This window comes from Kolteria novifilia (assembly GCA_007748055.1).
Lineage (GTDB): Bacteria > Planctomycetota > Planctomycetia > Kolteriales > Kolteriaceae > Kolteria > Kolteria novifilia.
Map to the genome: position 1 here is coordinate 2,288,328 of CP036279.1, position 16,664 is coordinate 2,304,991.

At 63.2% G+C, this 16,664-nt stretch carries 12 protein-coding genes; 5 read left to right on the forward strand and 7 right to left on the reverse strand.

Annotated features, from left to right (window positions below; genetic code table 11):
- Positions 1-105: 105 nt before the first annotated feature.
- Complete coding sequence (locus Pan216_RS28130; protein ID WP_419193411.1) at positions 106-3,786, reverse strand: helix-hairpin-helix domain-containing protein; 3,681 nt, start codon at positions 3,784-3,786, stop codon at positions 106-108.
- Positions 3,787-4,059: 273 nt separating this feature from the next.
- Here Pan216_RS28130 and Pan216_RS08445 point away from each other — a divergent pair, with 273 nt between their 5' ends.
- Entirely contained in the window at positions 4,060-4,842 is a 783-nt protein-coding gene (locus tag Pan216_RS08445; protein WP_145257472.1) for a DUF480 domain-containing protein, read from the forward strand.
- Between the two features lie 7 nt (positions 4,843-4,849).
- Positions 4,850-5,839 (forward strand): calcium/sodium antiporter, encoded by a 990-nt coding sequence (locus Pan216_RS08450; protein ID WP_145257475.1) that lies wholly within the window; start codon positions 4,850-4,852, stop codon positions 5,837-5,839.
- On the opposite strand, the gene Pan216_RS08455 is transcribed toward Pan216_RS08450, so the two are convergent.
- The 4 genes from Pan216_RS08455 to Pan216_RS08470 form a co-directional block, all read right to left on the reverse strand.
- The gene (locus Pan216_RS08455; protein WP_145257479.1) at positions 5,796-6,452 is read right to left on the reverse strand and encodes a 5-formyltetrahydrofolate cyclo-ligase; all 657 of its coding nucleotides are present in this window, start codon (positions 6,450-6,452) and stop codon (positions 5,796-5,798) included. The two genes, Pan216_RS08450 and Pan216_RS08455, sit on opposite strands and share 44 nt — an antisense overlap.
- Before the next feature lie 361 nt (positions 6,453-6,813).
- Positions 6,814-7,341, reverse strand: coding sequence for an Hsp20/alpha crystallin family protein (locus Pan216_RS08460; protein ID WP_145257482.1), 528 nt, complete (start codon positions 7,339-7,341; stop codon positions 6,814-6,816).
- Positions 7,342-7,470: 129 nt separating this feature from the next.
- Complete coding sequence (locus tag Pan216_RS08465; RefSeq protein ID WP_419193412.1) at positions 7,471-7,836, reverse strand: Hsp20/alpha crystallin family protein; 366 nt, start codon at positions 7,834-7,836, stop codon at positions 7,471-7,473.
- Positions 7,837-7,847: 11 nt separating this feature from the next.
- Positions 7,848-8,300, reverse strand: a complete 453-nt coding sequence (locus tag Pan216_RS08470) for an Hsp20/alpha crystallin family protein (protein WP_419193413.1) — start codon at positions 8,298-8,300, stop codon at positions 7,848-7,850.
- Between the two features lie 226 nt (positions 8,301-8,526).
- On the opposite strand from Pan216_RS08470, the gene Pan216_RS28135 reads away from it, so the two are divergent.
- A complete protein-coding gene (locus tag Pan216_RS28135; RefSeq protein WP_419193414.1) occupies positions 8,527-9,168 on the forward strand; it encodes a pentapeptide repeat-containing protein in 642 nt (213 codons plus the stop codon).
- A 383-nt stretch (positions 9,169-9,551) separates the two neighbouring features.
- On the forward strand, positions 9,552-10,460 hold the full coding sequence (locus tag Pan216_RS08480) for a HEAT repeat domain-containing protein (protein WP_419193415.1): 909 nt from the start codon (positions 9,552-9,554) through the stop codon (positions 10,458-10,460).
- Between the two features lie 146 nt (positions 10,461-10,606).
- Here Pan216_RS08480 and Pan216_RS08485 read toward each other — a convergent pair whose 3' ends face one another.
- On the reverse strand, positions 10,607-12,328 hold the full coding sequence (locus Pan216_RS08485; protein ID WP_145257495.1) for a serine/threonine-protein kinase: 1,722 nt from the start codon (positions 12,326-12,328) through the stop codon (positions 10,607-10,609).
- Between the two features lie 287 nt (positions 12,329-12,615).
- Between Pan216_RS08485 and Pan216_RS08490 the strand changes: the two genes are divergently transcribed.
- Positions 12,616-13,935, forward strand: a complete 1,320-nt coding sequence (locus Pan216_RS08490) for a rhomboid family intramembrane serine protease (RefSeq protein WP_419193416.1) — start codon at positions 12,616-12,618, stop codon at positions 13,933-13,935.
- 455 nt (positions 13,936-14,390) lie between these two features.
- Here the strand turns inward: Pan216_RS08490 and Pan216_RS08495 are convergent, their stop codons facing one another.
- Positions 14,391-16,664: a heavy metal translocating P-type ATPase gene (locus Pan216_RS08495; protein ID WP_145257501.1), complete on the reverse strand. Its 2,274-nt coding sequence runs from the start codon at positions 16,662-16,664 to the stop codon at positions 14,391-14,393.

Consider the following 16,664-nt stretch of genomic DNA (forward strand, 5'->3'; position numbering starts at 1 on the left):
GTGCGTCGTTCTTCCCGGATGATCTGGCTCGGGAATCGAGTATTTGGGGCCGCGTTTCCCTCCAGGAGCCCTGGCGGCGTGTTGGCCGATGAGATCCCCCATCGCTTACTCGGACTCGGCAGCCTTCGTGTCGTCGTCCTTCTTCTCCGGCGGCTTCTTGCCTTTCTTGCCCTTCTTATCTTTTGTGTCGTCGGGCTCGTCCTTCTTGGCTTCGAAGAGCGCCTTCAGTTCCCCGAAGGTGTGGAGAACCTGCTTGCCCTCGAGCGCTTCGTCACTGAGTTCGACCTTGTCGCGACGCTTCGAGCGGGTGGAGTAGGCTTCCGCGCCTGGGGCGGAACTCCGTTGCAATTTTCCCGTGACCGATGGTGGGGAAGCGGTCTGGGGACGGCGGCGTTGCTGGCCCCGGCCCTGGGGACGCTGGGAGGGACGTCGACCACGACCACCCGAGCGACCTTCCGTTCGCGTCTCCTGTTGGTCGGATTGCTCCGAGGCTTGCGGTGACTGTTGAGGCTTACGGCCCCGTTTGGGACGACGTTCGCGGCGCTGTTCTCGCTGCTCGGGAGGAATCATCGTGAGCGAGACGCGGCGGCGGTCCAAGTCGACCGAGAGCACCCACGTCGTCACGATGTTGCCAACCGAGACCAAGTCGTGCGGGCTGCGAACGAAGCGGTCGGCCATCTGGCTGATGTGGACAAGCGCGCTGTCCTTGAGCCCGACATCGACGAAGACACCAAAGTCGACCACGTTGAGGACCGTGCCTCGAAGTTCCATCTCCGGAGAGAGGTCCTCGAGCTTGAGGATGCCTCGGCGGAAGATCGGACCGGGGAGATCCTCACGCGGGTCACGTCCCGGTCGGGCGAGATTGGCGACCAAGTCGTCCACGGTGGTGACACTCACCGTGATGGCGGCGCTTGTCGCTTCACGGTCGAGTTCGGCGAGCTTTTGCGTGACCTCGTCGGTGCGCGAGCGATCGCTGATCGTGGCGGGCGTTTCCTGTAGCTGCTCCAGGATCTTCTCGGCGGTCGAGTAGCTCTCCGGGTGGATCCAGGTTCCGTCGAAGGGCTGGTCGCTGCCGGTGATCTTGAGGAAGCCGGCCGCCTGGGTGAAGACCGCGGGGCCGACGCCGGGCACTTCCTTGAGTTTCTCGCGGTTGGGGAAGGGGCCCTGTTCCTTGCGGTACTCGACGATGTTGCGCGCACGCAGTTGGTTCAGACCGGAGACGTACTGCAAGAGCGGCACGCTCGCGGTGTTGAGGTCGACACCGACGTAGTTGACGCACGATTCGACGACTTCGCTGAGTTTCTCGCGCAGGAGCTTCGGATTGATGTCGTGCTGGTAGAGTCCGACGCCGATGTTCTGCGGGTCGATCTTGACCAGTTCGCTGAGCGGATCCTGAAGTCTCCGGCCGATCGAAATCGTTCCTCGCGCGGTCGCGTCGAGGTTGGGGAATTCCTCTCGGCCGATGGCGCTGGTCGAGTAGGCGGCGGCACCGGCTTCGTTGACGATGCAGTACTCGAAGTCGGCCAGTCCGTCGGAGATGACCTCCGCGATCAGCTCTTCGGTTTCGCGGCAGGCCGAACCGTTGCCGATCGCCACGACGCTAACTCGGTGGAGTCGGCACAGTTCCGCGATGAGCCGCTTGGCACGTTCGCGGCGCGGCATTTGATTGTCCACGTCTTCGGAAAGCTGTGGCATCGGGGGCTCTTCGCCCTCGTGCCCTTCCGTCGGCGGCGGGGTAGAGCTCCCTTCCGCGACGGGCGTCGATTCGCTCGCGGCGCCATCGTCGGCAGCGGCAGGTTCCGGGGCCGACGGCTCAGGGGACTCGGACGGAGCGCCCTCGGGAGCCGTTTCCGCGACGGGACTCTCGGCGGTTGTCGGAGCGGGTTGTTCCTCGGGAGCCGCTGGCGTCGCGGGCTCGGGAGTCGTTTCCGTGGGCTCCGACTCCGACGCCGGTCCCGCAGTCGGTTCCGGAATCGCCTCCGAAGTCGAGTCCGTGGCCGCCTCCGAAGTCGAGTCCGTGGCCGCCTCCGAAGTTGCGTCCGTGGCCGCCTCCGAAGTCGAGTCCGTGGCCGCCTCCGAAGTTGCGTCCGTGGCCGCCTCCGAAGTTGCGTCCGTGGCCGCCTCCGAAGTTGCGTCCGTGGCCGCCTCCGAAGTCGAGTCCGTGGCCGCCTCCGAAGTCGGCCCAGCGATTACCTCCGAAGTCGGCTCAGCGATCGCCTCCGAAGTCGGCTCAGACTTCGGCTCGGGTTCCTTGGAAACCATGTCTTCCAAGGGCGTCTGATCGGGCTCGTCGGACTCGTCGTCAGTGGATCGATGGAACGAGTCCGCGGGAAGAATCGGAGGCGAGGACTCGGAATCGTCGTCCCCGGTCGGCTTCTTCTCTTCCTCGGATTGCGTCTCGGGAGAGGAACTCTCAACCTCGCCCGTCGGCTGGGGCGCGTTTTCCAACGGTGACTCCGTGGGGAGACTCTCCAAAGGTGCCGTTGCCACGTCGGTCGTCGAAATCAACGTCTCGTAGGACTGCGGCGCCTCGGTCATGATCACGATCGACTCGGCGTCCGACACGGACGACACCGCGTCGATGGCTCCATCGGGTGTCGCCGCCGCGGTGGGGGTTGACCGATCACCCGAACGTTTGCGCTTCTTTCGCTTCTTCTTCCGCCTGGCATGCGGGTGGAAGACGCCCTCGGCGAGCGGATTGCCGATCTCGTCGAGGACCGCGTATTTGCACCCGGTACGATAGCCGGGGTCGATCGCGAGGACGCGTTTGTCGCGGATCGGCGGTTGCAGGAGCAGGTTGCGAAGATTTCTCGCGAAGACGCCGATGGCATGTTCCTCGGCGACGTCGGTCAACTCGGTGCGAACTTCGCGTTCGAGACTTCGGAGTAGGAGTCGGTCGAGGCCGTCCTCGGCACATTCGATGAGGAACGCTGCGTGGGGATGGTCCTCGAGCGGGAGTCGGCTTCGGATCGCTTCGATGATCTTGGGGCGTTCGACGTCGATGCGAACTTTGATGATGCCGAGCTTTTCGCCGCGGTTGATTGCCAGAATCCGGTGCGGAGGAACCTGACGCAGCGGTTCGTTGTACGAGAAGTAGTTGCGGAACTCGCCCTGGGTGTGATCGACGTCGGGATGGCCGGCATCGTCCTCGCCGGACGGCTCCACCTTCGCTGGAGGAGGATCGCCACTTCCCGAGCGGGTGGTGACGATGCGCCCTTCCCAGACCGCGATCCGAGCAGCTTCCCGGACTTCCGCGTTCTCGGCGATCATTTCGGCCAAGATGTGCTTGAGTCCGTCGCGGACGTCGGCGGTGGTGGCGAGTTGACGTTCCGCGTCGACCGACTGTTCGAGGACTTCGTCGAAATTGCGAACAATTTCGTCGTTGGTCCAGATCGCCGAGGCCAGTGGTCCCAGTCCCCGTTCGCGGGCCTGGGTGGCGAGCGTCTGCTTCTTCGGCTTGAAGGGGAGGTAGAGATCCTCAAGGCGTTTGGGCGAGGTCGCGCCGGCGATGGCCGTGCGAAGCTCGTCGGTGAGGTTGCCCTGTGCCTCGAGTGTCCGCAGGATCGTCTGCCGGCGTTCGGCGAGCTGCCGAAGCTTGGCGACGCGGTGCTGGACCTCTCGGATCTGTTCTTCGCCGAGATTACCTGTCTCTTCCTTGCGGAAACGCGCCATGAATGGCGCGGTGTTCCCCTCGTCGAGTAGGCGTACGGCCGCCTCGACTTGGCGACGTTTGAGTTGGAGGTCCTGGGCTAGACGGCCCAGATCGACGTCCGCATGTTCTTCCACTGGAGGGCCCCGCAGACGTGGGTTGATTCAAAGTGCGTGAGTTGGGGGGATGGCCTGCCATCACGCAAAAGTGCGCTATCTTAACCGGCGCCGTAGCTTAGGAGTTCTCCAAGGGGCTGTCAAGGTCGCCCCCTCGCTCCGTTGATCTTCGTTGGTCCGGCGACGGGCCATGTCGCGCTCGGGCCGACTCGCGGACCAACTCCGATAGGCAGGTCGGGCCTCAACGACTATGATCTCCTCCACGCACCATTTCCGGACCTGGGTGAGGAACCGATGAACGACGAATCGACCGCGGAATCGACGATGGCGCCTCCAGGCACACTCGATCGAACCGAACGACGTGTGCTGGGGGTTCTCGTGGAGAAAGCCTTTTGCACCCCCGACTACTATCCCCTGACCGCCAACGCGACGATCTCCGCTTGCAACCAGAAGAGCAATCGTCATCCGATGATGACCCTCGAAGGCCACGAGGTCGACGAGGCCCTCTTTCGCTTGCGGTCGGCCAGCCTCGCCATCCAGGTTCACCCCGCCAGCGGTCGCACCGAACGCTGGAAACACAACATCAAAGAGGCTTGGCAGCTCGATCGGCCCCAGCGAGCGGTGATCGGGGAACTGCTCCTTCGCGGAGCCCAGACCGAGGGAGAACTTCGCACCCGCGCCAGCCGCATGGTCGAGATTCCCTCGCTCGATGAGCTGAAGACCATTCTCGAGGAACTGGCCCGGCGCGGCTTCACGAGGCTCCTCTCCCCCGAAGGCCAGAAGAGAGGGCGCGTCTGGACCCATCTCCTCTTCAATGACAATGAACTCTCGCGCGTCGAGGCCGAGGTCGCTTCCTCGGCGCCCGCGTCGTCTTCGTCACCGTCGTCCCCCTCCGCGCCGTCGCCTCCGCGAACGGGGGCGACCGTTGCCGACGATCGTCTGGAGAAGTTGGAAACGGAACTTAGTCAGGCTCAGGTGGAAGTTGCCGACTTGACTTCCCGGCTCGAGCAACTGGAAAAAGCGCACGAACAAGTTCGTGACGAACTGGAGTCCTTGCGGACCCAGCTTGGAGGTTAGTTAGCCGATGGTGTCGTGGCTTCTGGCAATTCTGGAGATCGTCGGCGGCATCGCCGGTCTCATGTACGGCGGTGAGGTCCTTGTCCGCAGCGCGGCGCGGCTCGCCCGAACCCTTGGCGTGACCCCGATGGTGATCGGCTTGACGATCGTCGCGATCGGCACGTCATTGCCGGAATTGGTCGTCAGTGTCTACGCCGCCCTCCAGGACGTGACCGACGTGACGGTCGGAAACGCCGTCGGTAGCAATCTGTTCAATCTCCTGGCGGCCTTGGGTATCGTCGCGATGGTTCGCCCCGTCATCTCGACGGCGGTCTTCATCGATCGCGAGATTCCGATCATGATAGCCGTGATGGTGATCTCGTGGCTCTTTTGTCTTCCGGGAATCCTCTACCGTCCCTTGGCGATCGTACTTTTGCTCCTGTTGGCCGGCTATCTCGCCCTGGCGGTTCATTGGGCGCGGAAAGAACGTGAGCCCCTTGTCGAGAAGGAGTTCGACGAGGAGATTCCCGACGAGAAAGCGCCGATACTGCTCGATGTCGCGCTAATGGTCGGTGGGTTCCTGCTGATGGTCGTCGGTTCGCACTTCTTTCTCGAAGGGGCCGTCTGGATCGCGCGGACCCTGGGGATCAGCGAACTGATCATCGGCTTGACGTTGGTCGCGTTCGGCACCAGTGCCCCGGAACTCTTCACCTGCGTGATCGCGGTGATGCGCGATCGGCCCGACCTCGCCCTGGGCAACCTGGTCGGTAGTTGCATCTTCAATATGCTCGGGATTCTCGGCTGTGCTGGCGTCGTCAGCGACCTCGCGATCTCGACGGTGATCCTGCAACGCGACTTTCCGTTGATGTGTTTCACCGGGCTGCTGACGTGGTTCTTCGTGAGGACGCACCATCGCGTCTCGCGGCTGGAAGGGGGAATCCTCTTCGCGATCTACATTGGCTACATCGCCTACCTTATCTACGCGACGGCGACCGGGGCGGCGCCGACGGGCGGATGATCCGCGACTCGGTCACGATCATCGGGAGTGGGACGTCGTGAGCCTCCACGGGGATGCTCGCGACGATCTGGCAATCGAAGGCGAGTCCGACGAGCGCCGTGTTGGTGCGACCCTCCTCGAGCAAGCGATCGTAGTAGCCCGCCCCTTGGCCGAGTCGGCCTCCGTTTTCGTCGAACGCGAGCCCAGGGATCAGCGCGAGGTCAACTTCCCCCAAGGTCGCGATCCGGTCGGAGCGTTCGCGGCAATGCGGAGCGGGCTCGGGGATCCGGTAGGCTCCCGGCACCAACTCCTCCAACGATTCGATCCAACAGAGCCGCAATTGGTCGTTGACACAATAAGGGACGGCGACGCGAATCCCTCCAGCGATTGCCGAAGCGATCAACACCCCGGTGCCGACCTCGCTCGCGATGCCGACGTATGCCAGAAGGCTCTTCGCGCCCGAGTACTCCGGGAGAGATTGAACCCGACTGGCGATCTGGACACTCCGTTCTTCGCGATGGGCGAGGGCGCGGCGCCGCCGGCGCGCTTGCAGGCGAAGTTCGTCCTTTTCCTGGGAGATGGGCGAAGCCATGCGTTTGGTCGGTGACTGGAGGACTTGGCGCCCGATCGCCATGATCGGGGTCGCACGTGAACGGGGTGGAAGAGAACCAACGCCCTCGGGCTCGGCTCAAGAGTCGATCATCGGTTGGAAAAGCCTCTGACTCAGCACACTCCCGAGCGAGTGGGGAGCGAGCTTTCATGAAACGAACTTACCATTCAGGACCCTAGTGAACTGGTCCATCTAAGTCTTGGGAGGGCCACTGGCTACTTGTCAGCCAGTGCCAAAGGGTTGGGGGCGCACAAACACCAACGTCAAGTTGGGACTGAGCACAAGTGCTTCGTCAAACACTAGAGATCGGGTGGGGAACGCATGATCGCTTCTCACTGGCTGACAAGCAGCCAGCGGCACCCGAACATCAGGTCTTGACGGTGCCTTAGCAACTGGTCGAGGCCAGGGGATCGTCGCCTGGGAAGGGGGCGCTCGCCGCTTGGATGTCGATACGCTTTCCCGGATTCGTGACCACCTTGGCGATGTGTAGCGTCAACACGCCGTTGGCGAAGGTCGCGTCGGTCTTGGAATCGTCGACATCGACGGGAAGGGTCACGCGGCGGATGAAGCACCCGTAGCGGCATCCCGTCTCGTGGACTTTCTCCTCCGAAGCGAGTACCCGTGGCTTCTTCTCGCCGGCGATGGCGAGCGTTTGGCCCTGAATCGTGACGTCCAACGTCGCTGGATCGACGCCAGGGAGTTCGGCGATGACGATGACTTCCTCGACCGTTTCGCTGACGTCGACGGCGGGGAGCCATTCACCCGTCGATCCGAAGAAGCTATCGTGCAAATGCACGCCCTCGTCGACGATCCGATCGAAGATGCGTTCCATCTCTCCCTTGAGCTTTTTGACGGCCGACTCGGACGGCTCTTCCTTCGGACTCTTTGTCAACAGGTCACGCAGCGGCATCATTGCCTCCTTCCGCGAATTCGAGGACTCTGTCCGTTCCCTGAGGTTTCGGGTACCAATGGCCGGCGGCCAGTCGGTGAAACCTGCTCGACGTCGGGGGACTCTTTCGTCTCATTCTACGCCTTTGCCGGGTCAGCCTCCGGTGATGGGGACTCGCCGCGGCTTCTTGGCTTGGACCACGGGGAGGCGGAGCGTCAGCACGCCTGACTCGTAGTCCGCACTGACCTGGTCGAGGTCGAACTGCTCGCCGATCTCGAGGCTTCGGGTGTAGACCGTCGGGGCGAACTCGCGCAAGAGGTATGCCGTCGACTCGAGTTGACGCGGCGGAATGGTGGCCCGAAGGCTGAGCGTTCCTTCGTCGAAGCGGACGTCGATCAACTCGACGCTCGATCCGGGCAGATCCGCGCGGATCACCAACTCCTGTTCGGAAGCGATCACGTCGATCGGAGCGGTGACTTCGATGCTGGGAGATGTCTTGGGGGAACCTGTCGAACTCATCGCCTGCTCCTTTAGCCAAGTTTGACGTCGATCTTCTTCGGTTTGGCGCATTCGGCCTTGGGCATGGTCAGCGTCAGAATCCCTTGCTGAAGCCGAGCCTCGATCAACTCGGGATTGATGGGCACGGGAAGACGGACCACGCGACGGAACTTGGTGTGAGCCCGCTCGCGCGTGCGAAAGTCGCTTTCCGCTTGTTCCGGTGCCGACCGGTCTCCGGCGATCGTCAGCTCGTCGTCTTTCGCGTAGACGTCCAGTTCCTGAAGCTTGAGTCCGGGAACTTCCGCCTCCACGAAGAGCGTCGACTCGTCTTCCCACATGTTCAGTCGCGGCTGCGACTCGAGGATGCTCGGTATTGCCGATCCGAGTGAGGGAACCTCACGCAAGACGTTGGCGAAGACCTTGTCCATCTCGTCCCGAAGTCGCGCGATCGCATCCAAGCCGTTGGGCAGTCCGAAGCGGGTCATCCGAATTTCCCTTTCGTGCCGAGTAGTCACTCCGTTGATGAAGCTATACGCCCCCCGCGTCGAGTCAACGGCGACGCGATGCGCCGCCCCTAGAATAGAACAACGCTCGTCGTCTCCACAAGGGAGGGATACTCCCATCGGTGCCCACGCGAGAGCGATTGAGCCGCGGCACTTGGCTTGTCGTAACGTGAACGCTGCTTTCGTTACTTCGCTTCTCGAGGGAAGGATGTTCGCGCCACTCCAATTGCTTATTCGATCTCCCGAGCGCCTCCTGACGTGCGATCTGCTGCGCGAGTCGGTCACTCGGTGGAATCGCTACCGGATGGTCGCGCAGTGGTTGGCGCCGGCTTGGCGTCCGTCGCTTCAAGGGGTCGATTTGAGCAGCGCGAACCTCGCTCGGGCCAACCTTCGGGCCGCCGACTTGAGCGGAGCCGACCTTAGCGACGCCGATCTGAGCGGTGCCGACTTGTCGTCCGCCCTCCTGGGGGGAGCCTATCTCATTCATGGGGATCTTCGAGGAGCCTACCTCGATCATGTCGATGCCCGCCACGCCGATTTCACGGGGGCAGATCTCCGAGAGGCTCGCATTCGAGTCCGGGCCGATTTTCGCCACGCGAACCTCAGCCAAGCGACGCTACGCGAAGCGCGACTTCGTGGCGTCGACTTTCGCCAAGCCTTCTTCCATGCGGCCGATCTCACCGAGGCGGATCTTCGCGGCGCGAACTTCCACGGCGCCGACGTCTTCGGCGCGACGTTCGACGCGGCTCGCGTTTCCCAGCGGACCGATCTACGGGCGGTCAATCTTTCCGGAGCCCAGGCTCAAAGCGTTCGCCGCGACCAAAGCGGAAGTTTGCTGATGTTGCCATGATCGCGCCAACGCTCCGGGCACGGGTTTGATGAGGGAACTTCTCTCTCGCTCAAGAAAAAGGATCATCTCTTCATGAAGGGCGCCAACGCTCGCTCGCCGGCGGGACGTATTAGCAGGTGGAGGCAGACGACAAGACGTCGCCTCTTGACCCCTCCTGCGCTGGAAGGCCCGATCGCAAACGTGATCCTCGGATCATGGGAGCGGTCGGGTCTTCTTTTTTGTTCCTCATGGTTCCTGTTGTTCAGAACGCCTTCATCTCCCCATAATCGCAAGGGCGCCGAGCCGTACGCTGACTTCGGGCCGGACACTCGTCTTTCTAAGTTCTCATGCATTCACCTGGGAGTCCTTCCCATCAACCGGATAGGGTTTCCGTGGAGGAGTCGATGCGCAACGCCGTGCTCTTGATGGCGATTTTCGGGGTCGCCGGTTGTTTCAACCGGGATCCGGTCGAAGGTCTGATGAGGGATCTCCAAAGCAAGCAAGTCGACTTGCGGCAGTACGGTGCGCGCCGTTTGGGGGAGATGGGGCCCAAGGCCAAACGCGCTATTCCGTTGCTCGCGGAGTCTCTTGGCGATGCCAACCAGGAGGTCCGTCGTCTCTCGGCGCAGGCACTCGCATCCATGGGCGAGGAGGGCATGAAGCCGCTGATCACTTCGCTGGAGAAGGGCTATCCCGAGACGAGAGTCGCCGCTTGCCTCGGGCTTGGGGAGATGGGAGACTCGGCGACCGACGCGATCCCGGCACTGGTGAAGGCACTCGAATCGAATCATCGCGAAGTCCGTGTCGCGGCGTCGCAAGCGATCGCCAATATTGGGACGGGGCCACGGGACATCCTGGTACCCGCGCTCACCAAGGCACTCAGCGCCGACAATCCCGTGATCCGGTCGAATTCCGCGCTCGCGCTGGGCGAACTCGGTCCCGAAGCCGAAGAGGCGATTCCGAGGCTGACGAGCCTAATGGCCGGTGAGCTTCCGCCGCCCAAGTCGTTGGGGCTTGGAGTCCAGGGGTTGGTCAAGTCGGTGCTTGAGCGCGACGATGAGATCTCGCGCGTCAATGCCGCCTATGCGCTGACGAGCATCTCGGGCGACGACGGAGCCTCGATCAGTTACTTGACCAAGACGTTGGGCAGCGACAATCGCGACGTGCAGCGGTACACCGCCGAGGTTTTGGGCAGAATCGGAGCGTCGGCCAAGCCCGCGGCGGGCCGGCTTCGCGAACTGGCCAAGACTGGCGACGCGATGGTTCAGCAAGCGGCGAAGCAGGCCCTTACGAGCATCGAAGCCGCCAACTAACGCTTGCTGCTGGGGCCACGCTCACGCCTGCGTGAGCGTGCAACGAGACCCCACGCCTGCGTGAGCGTGCAACGAGACCCCACGCCTGCGTGAGCGTGCAACGAGACCCCACGCCTGCGTGAGCGTGCTCGGCGCCACCAAGACGCTCACCCCGTGCTCGACGACGCATTGCGCGTCAGGGTGCTATCAAGTCTGGGATTTGACTCGTCATCGTCCTGCCTCCGATCGAGGATCTGAGCGTTCTCCCTCCACCATCGTTCCCCGCGCTCTTGGGGCCAGTCGTTCGCGCAGGCGCACTGCGACAGCGCCAAATCGAGTTCCTTCGCACTCGCAAAACGATCGGCGGGGTCCTTCTCGAGGCATCGCATGACGACCTTCTCCAGGTCGCGCGGCGTGTCGGCACGGAGCTGGCTCGGAACCGCGGGCGTCTCGTTGATGTGAGCGGCCATCATCATCATGGCCGTCGTTCGGTCGAAAACCAAGTTCGCCGTCAGCAGCCAGTAGGCGACCGCCCCCAAGGAATAGAGGTCGCTCTGCGGTCCGTAGACCCCCGTGCCGCTCGCTTGTTCGGGCGCCATGTAGGCGGGGGAGCCGGCGACTTGGCCGTGCATTGTCAGTTTGGGGTTGACCCGCGACTCCTCGGGAACGAGCACCAGCCCGAAGTCGAGGATCTTGACGATATCGGGGATGCCGCCGCGCGGACCGATGATGAGATTGCCCGGCTTGATGTCCCGGTGAATCAGCCCCCGTTGGTGGGCCTCGTTGAGGGCGGCGCACGCTTGCCGAACAATGTGGACGACGCGGCCAGGCGGCTGAGGGCCATAACTACGGACGAGCTGATTGAGGTTCAGCCCCGGCAGGTACTCCATCACGTAGTAGAAGGTCCCGTCGTTGGCGTAGCCGAAGTCGTAGATCTCGATGGTGTTCCAGTGAGTCAGCGCCGCGGTCGCTTGCACCTCGCGGGCGAAGCGGCGCAGAAGGACTCGATCCCTCGATTGGCTGGGGTGGATCAGCTTCACCGCGCACGGTCGACGAATCAGGCTATGTTCGGCGAGGTAGACTTCCCCCATCCCACCGGCGCCGAGCTTTTGCCCGAGTCGATACTTCCCCAACCGCTTGGCTTCGTGGGCTTCGAGCCGCAGTTCCGTCAGACGATGGGAGCTGTAAATCGCGATCGCTCCGGCGGTGAGCATCAGCGTCGCCTGCTCGACGAGGATCTCGTCGAGATGGTCGATCTTCGCGTTGGTGTCGACGTACGCCGCGACCGCGCTGACGGCCAACGGCATCATCATCAGGACGGAGAGGACGCAGACCGCCCGCTTCCAGGTGTTGGGGATGAAGGCTCCGTAGAGCACGATCAGGATGAACCACGAGTAGACGGCGCTCGAGGCCGCCAAAAGCTCGACGGTCAATTCGTGACCCTTGGCCGCGTAGCCCACCACCCAGCCCTGATGGAACCAACTGATCTGCGTCCAGGCGAGAAAGACCGCGGTAAACCCGAACAGTAGATGCTCGACCAGCCGCAATGTCAGCATGGTGAAGACGCGACGGTACCAGAGGAAGCCGGTGATCATCGAGGTCAAGAAGACCGTGACGCCCGCGGCAATGCCGTCGACCTTGTTGAGCATGTCGCGATAGGGGGCGCGGAGCAGATAGAGCAGCAAGTACGTGAGCAGGATGATCGTCAGGAGGGTGGCGGCGGTCCGCAAGCGGTCGCGCAGGAGCTGCTCGGTCTCGGTCTGAAGGCTCTGCTCGGAGTCGAGGACGAAGTCGATCGGGTTGCCCTCGATCGAATTGAATGACGACGCGGGAGGCGTCGTTGGTGAACCTGAAGTACCCGGTCTCGGCTTCTGTGCGGCATCGCCCATCGAATCGACGTTCCCCGATGCGAACCACGCCTGTCGTCTCGCGTCCCAACGCGATTGGGCCCGCGCCTCCCCCCGAAGCCAATGTAGTCGACGCGAGTCGGGAGGGCGAGGGGAAGGGAGTGTTGTTGACCGAAGTCGCTCGACGATCGCTTGCCGCGAGGTATGATGGTAGCCGCGGGAACGTGACGACCATTGATTGGGCCTGCCGGACTATTGGCATGCGGCGCGAGCGAACGCGCGTCGACAACGCTTGCCAGTTGGGGCGAAAGGCCTGGACGAGGCTCGGAATGTTCTTCTTTCTCCCGATCGGGTTCGACAAGGTCTTCGAACGCCTACCCTGGGTCAACGTTGGCTTGATCGCCATTTGCACCCTCGTCTTCCTCGCGACGATCTTCTTTCCCGGCGTCTGGTTTGTCCTCTTGATGCTCTTTCCCGGCTGGGCCGAGTTCGGCTTGGACATCGTCGACCAGGAGGGAATCCTCTTCGAGTTGCCCGAGAAGATCGGCTGGGCCTACCGCCCTTGGACGCTGGTCACCTACGCGTTCTTGCATCTCGAATTTCTTCACCTCTTCGGCAACATGCTCTTTCTCTTCTGCTTCGGCTCTGCGCTCAACAGCGAGCTCGGGCAACTACGCTATCTCGGTTTCTTCCTGGCGGGATGCATCGTCTCGGGGCTCGGTCACGTGCTGCTCAGCGACGCCCCGGTGATCGGCGCCAGCGGCGGCGTTTGCGCGGTCACCGGTATGGTGGCGGCGCTCTATCCCCGCAACGACGTGCGCATCGGTTGGCTTGTCTGGATCTTCTACTTCGTTCGGGTCGGCGTCTTCGAGTGCCCCGCGTTGGTGGTGGTCGGCGCGTGGTTCGCGTTCGATCTCTACGGCCAGTTCGTGGGAGGCGACTCCTCGCCGGTCGCCTACGGGGCCCATCTCGCGGGATCCCTGCTGGGGTTCGGACTGGGGATCCTGATGCTCAAGCTCGGATGGGTCGAGTCGGATGGTCACGACTTGCTCAGCGCCTACTTCGATGCCGAGTTGCCGCGGGTGAAGAAGGGGAAGCGGCCGAGCGATCGTCGCAAGAGAGCGCAAGTTGTCGCGGAACCGGAACCGGTCTTGCTGCGGACCATGCCGGACGACCCGATTCCCCTTGATGGAGAAGAGGGCAACGCCGCGAGCAAACCGGAGGCGGCGAACAGACCGCCGGCCGCGGCCCGCTCGGCGACCAGGGCGCTCAACGACTTTTTTCGCGAGACCGTCCGCGTCGAGGACATCGACGAAGACCAACGCGTGAAGCTCAAGCGGTGGTATCGGCAAGCGACGTCGGAGGAGGGGGACGTCGGATTGACTCCCAAGGTCCTGATCGGAATGGCCAGGCTCTTCGCGTCGGAGAAGGTCGTCGCCGCGAGTTTGAGCGCTTACCGCGAGGCGATCAAGGCGCGGAAACGTCCCACGTCGCTCGCTCTCGAGGCGGCGCGGTTCGCGGTCATCTCCAACAAACCCAAAGCGACGCGAGGCTTTCTCCGGCTCGTCGATCGCGGCAACCTCGATCCGCATCAGGAGAAGATGCTCGCGGCGATCGAGTCGCGGTTGGAGCACTCGGGTTCGCGGTAAAAAAGCACGTCAAGAAAAGATCCATGGTCGCGGGGGAAAACTCAAGAAGTATGTGAAGGTGCAGAAATCGTGGGATGTTGGAAAGGGCCGATCGCATCCTCGGCTGAGCGAAGACAGGATCGGCTGTCGGCAAACGTCAGAGTTGCAGGACCATGGAGTTCGAGTACCGACGTCGTGCTTATGGCATGGGACAAAAAAGGGGTCAATGCGGATTCGCGGCCCTTTTCCGAGACTTTTCCGAACTCGCCGATCAGGGGCTCCCAACGACTCGCTCGCCGATCGACCTCCCGCGAGCCGGTGACATCAGTCATCGCAAGGTGTCGAGTGATCGATCCCTTCCTCCTGGGGGCCATCCCGTCATGGTTTGGGGTGCCATGCTCACGCCTGCGTGGGCATGCTGAAAAGACTCACGCCTGCGTGGGCATGCCAGATACGCCAAGCGTTAGGGGAACGCGTCAACCTCCCGGTGATGTCTCGGCGGGATTCGGTCGCTTGCGCGGCGAGGGGTTGTAGGTAATCAGACGCGCCGAGTTGATGACGACCAGCAGCGTGCTCAAGTTGTGCAGTGCCGCGGCGATGAAGGGATTGATCACCCCGAAAGCTCCGATCGCGACCCCGATCGAGTTGACGCCCAACGCCATCGCGTAGTTCTCGCGAATGATCTGAATCGTCTGCCGACTCAAGCGAACGGTCGTCGTGATCTGGCGAAGATCGTCCGCTGCCAGCGCGATGTCGGCCGCTTCGATCGCCACGTCCGAGCCGGCGGTCCCCATCGCGATCCCGACATCGGCTCGCGCCAACGCGGGGGCGTCGTTGATTCCGTCTCCGGCCATCGCGACGCGGTGACCCTGTTCCTTGAGTCGTTCGATCGTCTCGTACTTCTCCTCGGGCAGCAGACGCGATCGCCACGCGGTTAGCCCGACGATCGACGCGACCGAGGAGGCGGCTTCCTCCCCATCGCCGGTGAGCATCAAGAGCTGACCGATCCCCTCGCGGCGCAGACCCTCGAGGGCGTCGGCCGCCTCGGGGCGGATCTTGTCGCGAACGCCGATCAAGCCGATGAGCCGATCCTGATGGACGATGTACATCATCGTCTCGCCCGCTTGCGCGTGCTTCTGGTAGAGCGCGGCCGCCTCCTCGGGGATGGTGACGCCGAACTGCTCAAGGAGCAACTGATTGCCGACGAGGACCCGGTTGTTCGGACCGATCGCCTTCATCCCCCGGCCGACGATGATCTCGCACTCCTCGTGCGGGGGGATGACGATTTCCTGTTCGGTCGCATGTCGGACGACGGCCAGCGCCAACGGATGTTGCGAGTGGAGTTCGCCCGAAGCGGCAAGCGCCAGCACTTCCTGAGCGGTGACGTCACTGACCAGGGAGACGACCCGTTCGACGCCCGGCAGCCCAACGGTGAGCGTTCCCGTCTTGTCGAAGACCATCGTATCCAGTCGCGAGGCGGCCTCGAGATGGGTGCCCCCCTTGATGAGAATGCCTCGACCGGCGGCGTTCCCGATCGCCGCGCTGACCGCCGTGGGCGTCGCGAGTCCCGCGGCGCAAGGGCAAGCCACCAGCAGCATCGTCAAGGCTCGGGAGAAGTCTCCCGTCACCACGAAGACGACACCGGCGAGAATGAAGGAAGCCGGGACGAATTTCGCCGAGAATCGCTCGCCGATGGTCTGGATCGGAGCCTTGAGGGCTTGCGCTTTCTCGACCCGTTGGATGAGGCGGCCGACCGCGGTCTCGTCGCCGACCTTCTCGACAGCGATCTTGAGATCCCCGGTGAGCAGGACGGTGCCGGCGAAGACCTGATCACCGGGGTTCTTCAGGACCGGCATGCTCTCGCCGGTGATGGGAGACTCGTTGATGGTCCCGGCGCCAGCGGAGATCTTGCCATCGACGGGGATGCGCTCGCCCGCGTAGACCGCGAGGGTGTTGCCCGGCACGACCTCGGCCAAGGGGCGACGGATCTCGGTTTGACCCGATTCCCCGACGACGAGCCAAATCTCCTCGTCCTCGACCTCGAGCAACTGGCGAATGGCCCGGCGGGTTCGTCGAAGCGTGATCGCTTGCAGATACTCGCCGAGGTTAAGTAGCCAGATCACCGTCAGCGCGGTGACGTTCTCGCGCATGAGGATGCTGGCGATCGTCGCCGAGCCGACCAGAGTGTCGGTGTTGATGCCCGACTCGCCGCTAGCGCTACGCAGCGCCCCGCGGATGAAGGGGTAGCCCGAAACGATGGTCGCCAGGGCGCTGACCGCGAAGAGGACCGGACTCCCCGCCAAGACACTTGGCCCCAGCAGGAGTCGCTTGATACCGATCCCGGCGAGGACGACGCCCCCGATCGTCAAGTTGCGGACATAGCTTTCGAGTTGTTCGTCGCTGTCGTGATCGTGATCGTGAGAACATCCCGAGGAGGGAGCACAGGAGGTGTTCTCGTGATCGTGATCATGACCGTGTTCGGGGACCGCGTGGGCCGCCCCGTTGGAGAGGGCGTCGGCGACCAGATCGGTCAAGGCCGACGGCGTCCAGCTCTCCCCATGGTGGACCAATAGCCGACCCGTTCTCGGGTTGGCTTCGGCGCTTTGGATTCCCTCTTGGCCGGCGAGGATGGCGGCAAGGCCGCGGGCCAAGTCGGGACGATCGCGCAGCGCCGCGACGTCCCAACGAATCCGTCCGGGGATGGCGGACCGAATTCTCGGTTCGCCGACGATCGACAGCGGGATGACCAA

Excerpts from the sequence above, each read along its gene's own strand:
- Pan216_RS08445 (WP_145257472.1), top strand. The coding sequence starts at position 4,060 with ATGAACGACGAATCGACCGCGGAATCGACGATGGCGCCTCCAGGCACA.
- Pan216_RS08450 (WP_145257475.1), top strand. The coding sequence starts at position 4,850 with ATGGTGTCGTGGCTTCTGGCAATTCTGGAGATCGTCGGCGGCATCGCC.
- Pan216_RS08455 (WP_145257479.1), bottom strand. The coding sequence starts at position 6,452 with ATGGCGATCGGGCGCCAAGTCCTCCAGTCACCGACCAAACGCATGGCT.
- Pan216_RS08460 (WP_145257482.1), bottom strand. The coding sequence starts at position 7,341 with ATGATGCCGCTGCGTGACCTGTTGACAAAGAGTCCGAAGGAAGAGCCG.
- Pan216_RS08465 (WP_419193412.1), bottom strand. The coding sequence starts at position 7,836 with ATGAGTTCGACAGGTTCCCCCAAGACATCTCCCAGCATCGAAGTCACC.
- Pan216_RS08470 (WP_419193413.1), bottom strand. The coding sequence starts at position 8,300 with ATGACCCGCTTCGGACTGCCCAACGGCTTGGATGCGATCGCGCGACTT.
- Pan216_RS28135 (WP_419193414.1), top strand. The coding sequence starts at position 8,527 with ATGTTCGCGCCACTCCAATTGCTTATTCGATCTCCCGAGCGCCTCCTG.
- Pan216_RS08480 (WP_419193415.1), top strand. The coding sequence starts at position 9,552 with ATGCGCAACGCCGTGCTCTTGATGGCGATTTTCGGGGTCGCCGGTTGT.
- Pan216_RS08485 (WP_145257495.1), bottom strand. The coding sequence starts at position 12,328 with ATGGGCGATGCCGCACAGAAGCCGAGACCGGGTACTTCAGGTTCACCA.
- Pan216_RS08490 (WP_419193416.1), top strand. The coding sequence starts at position 12,616 with ATGTTCTTCTTTCTCCCGATCGGGTTCGACAAGGTCTTCGAACGCCTA.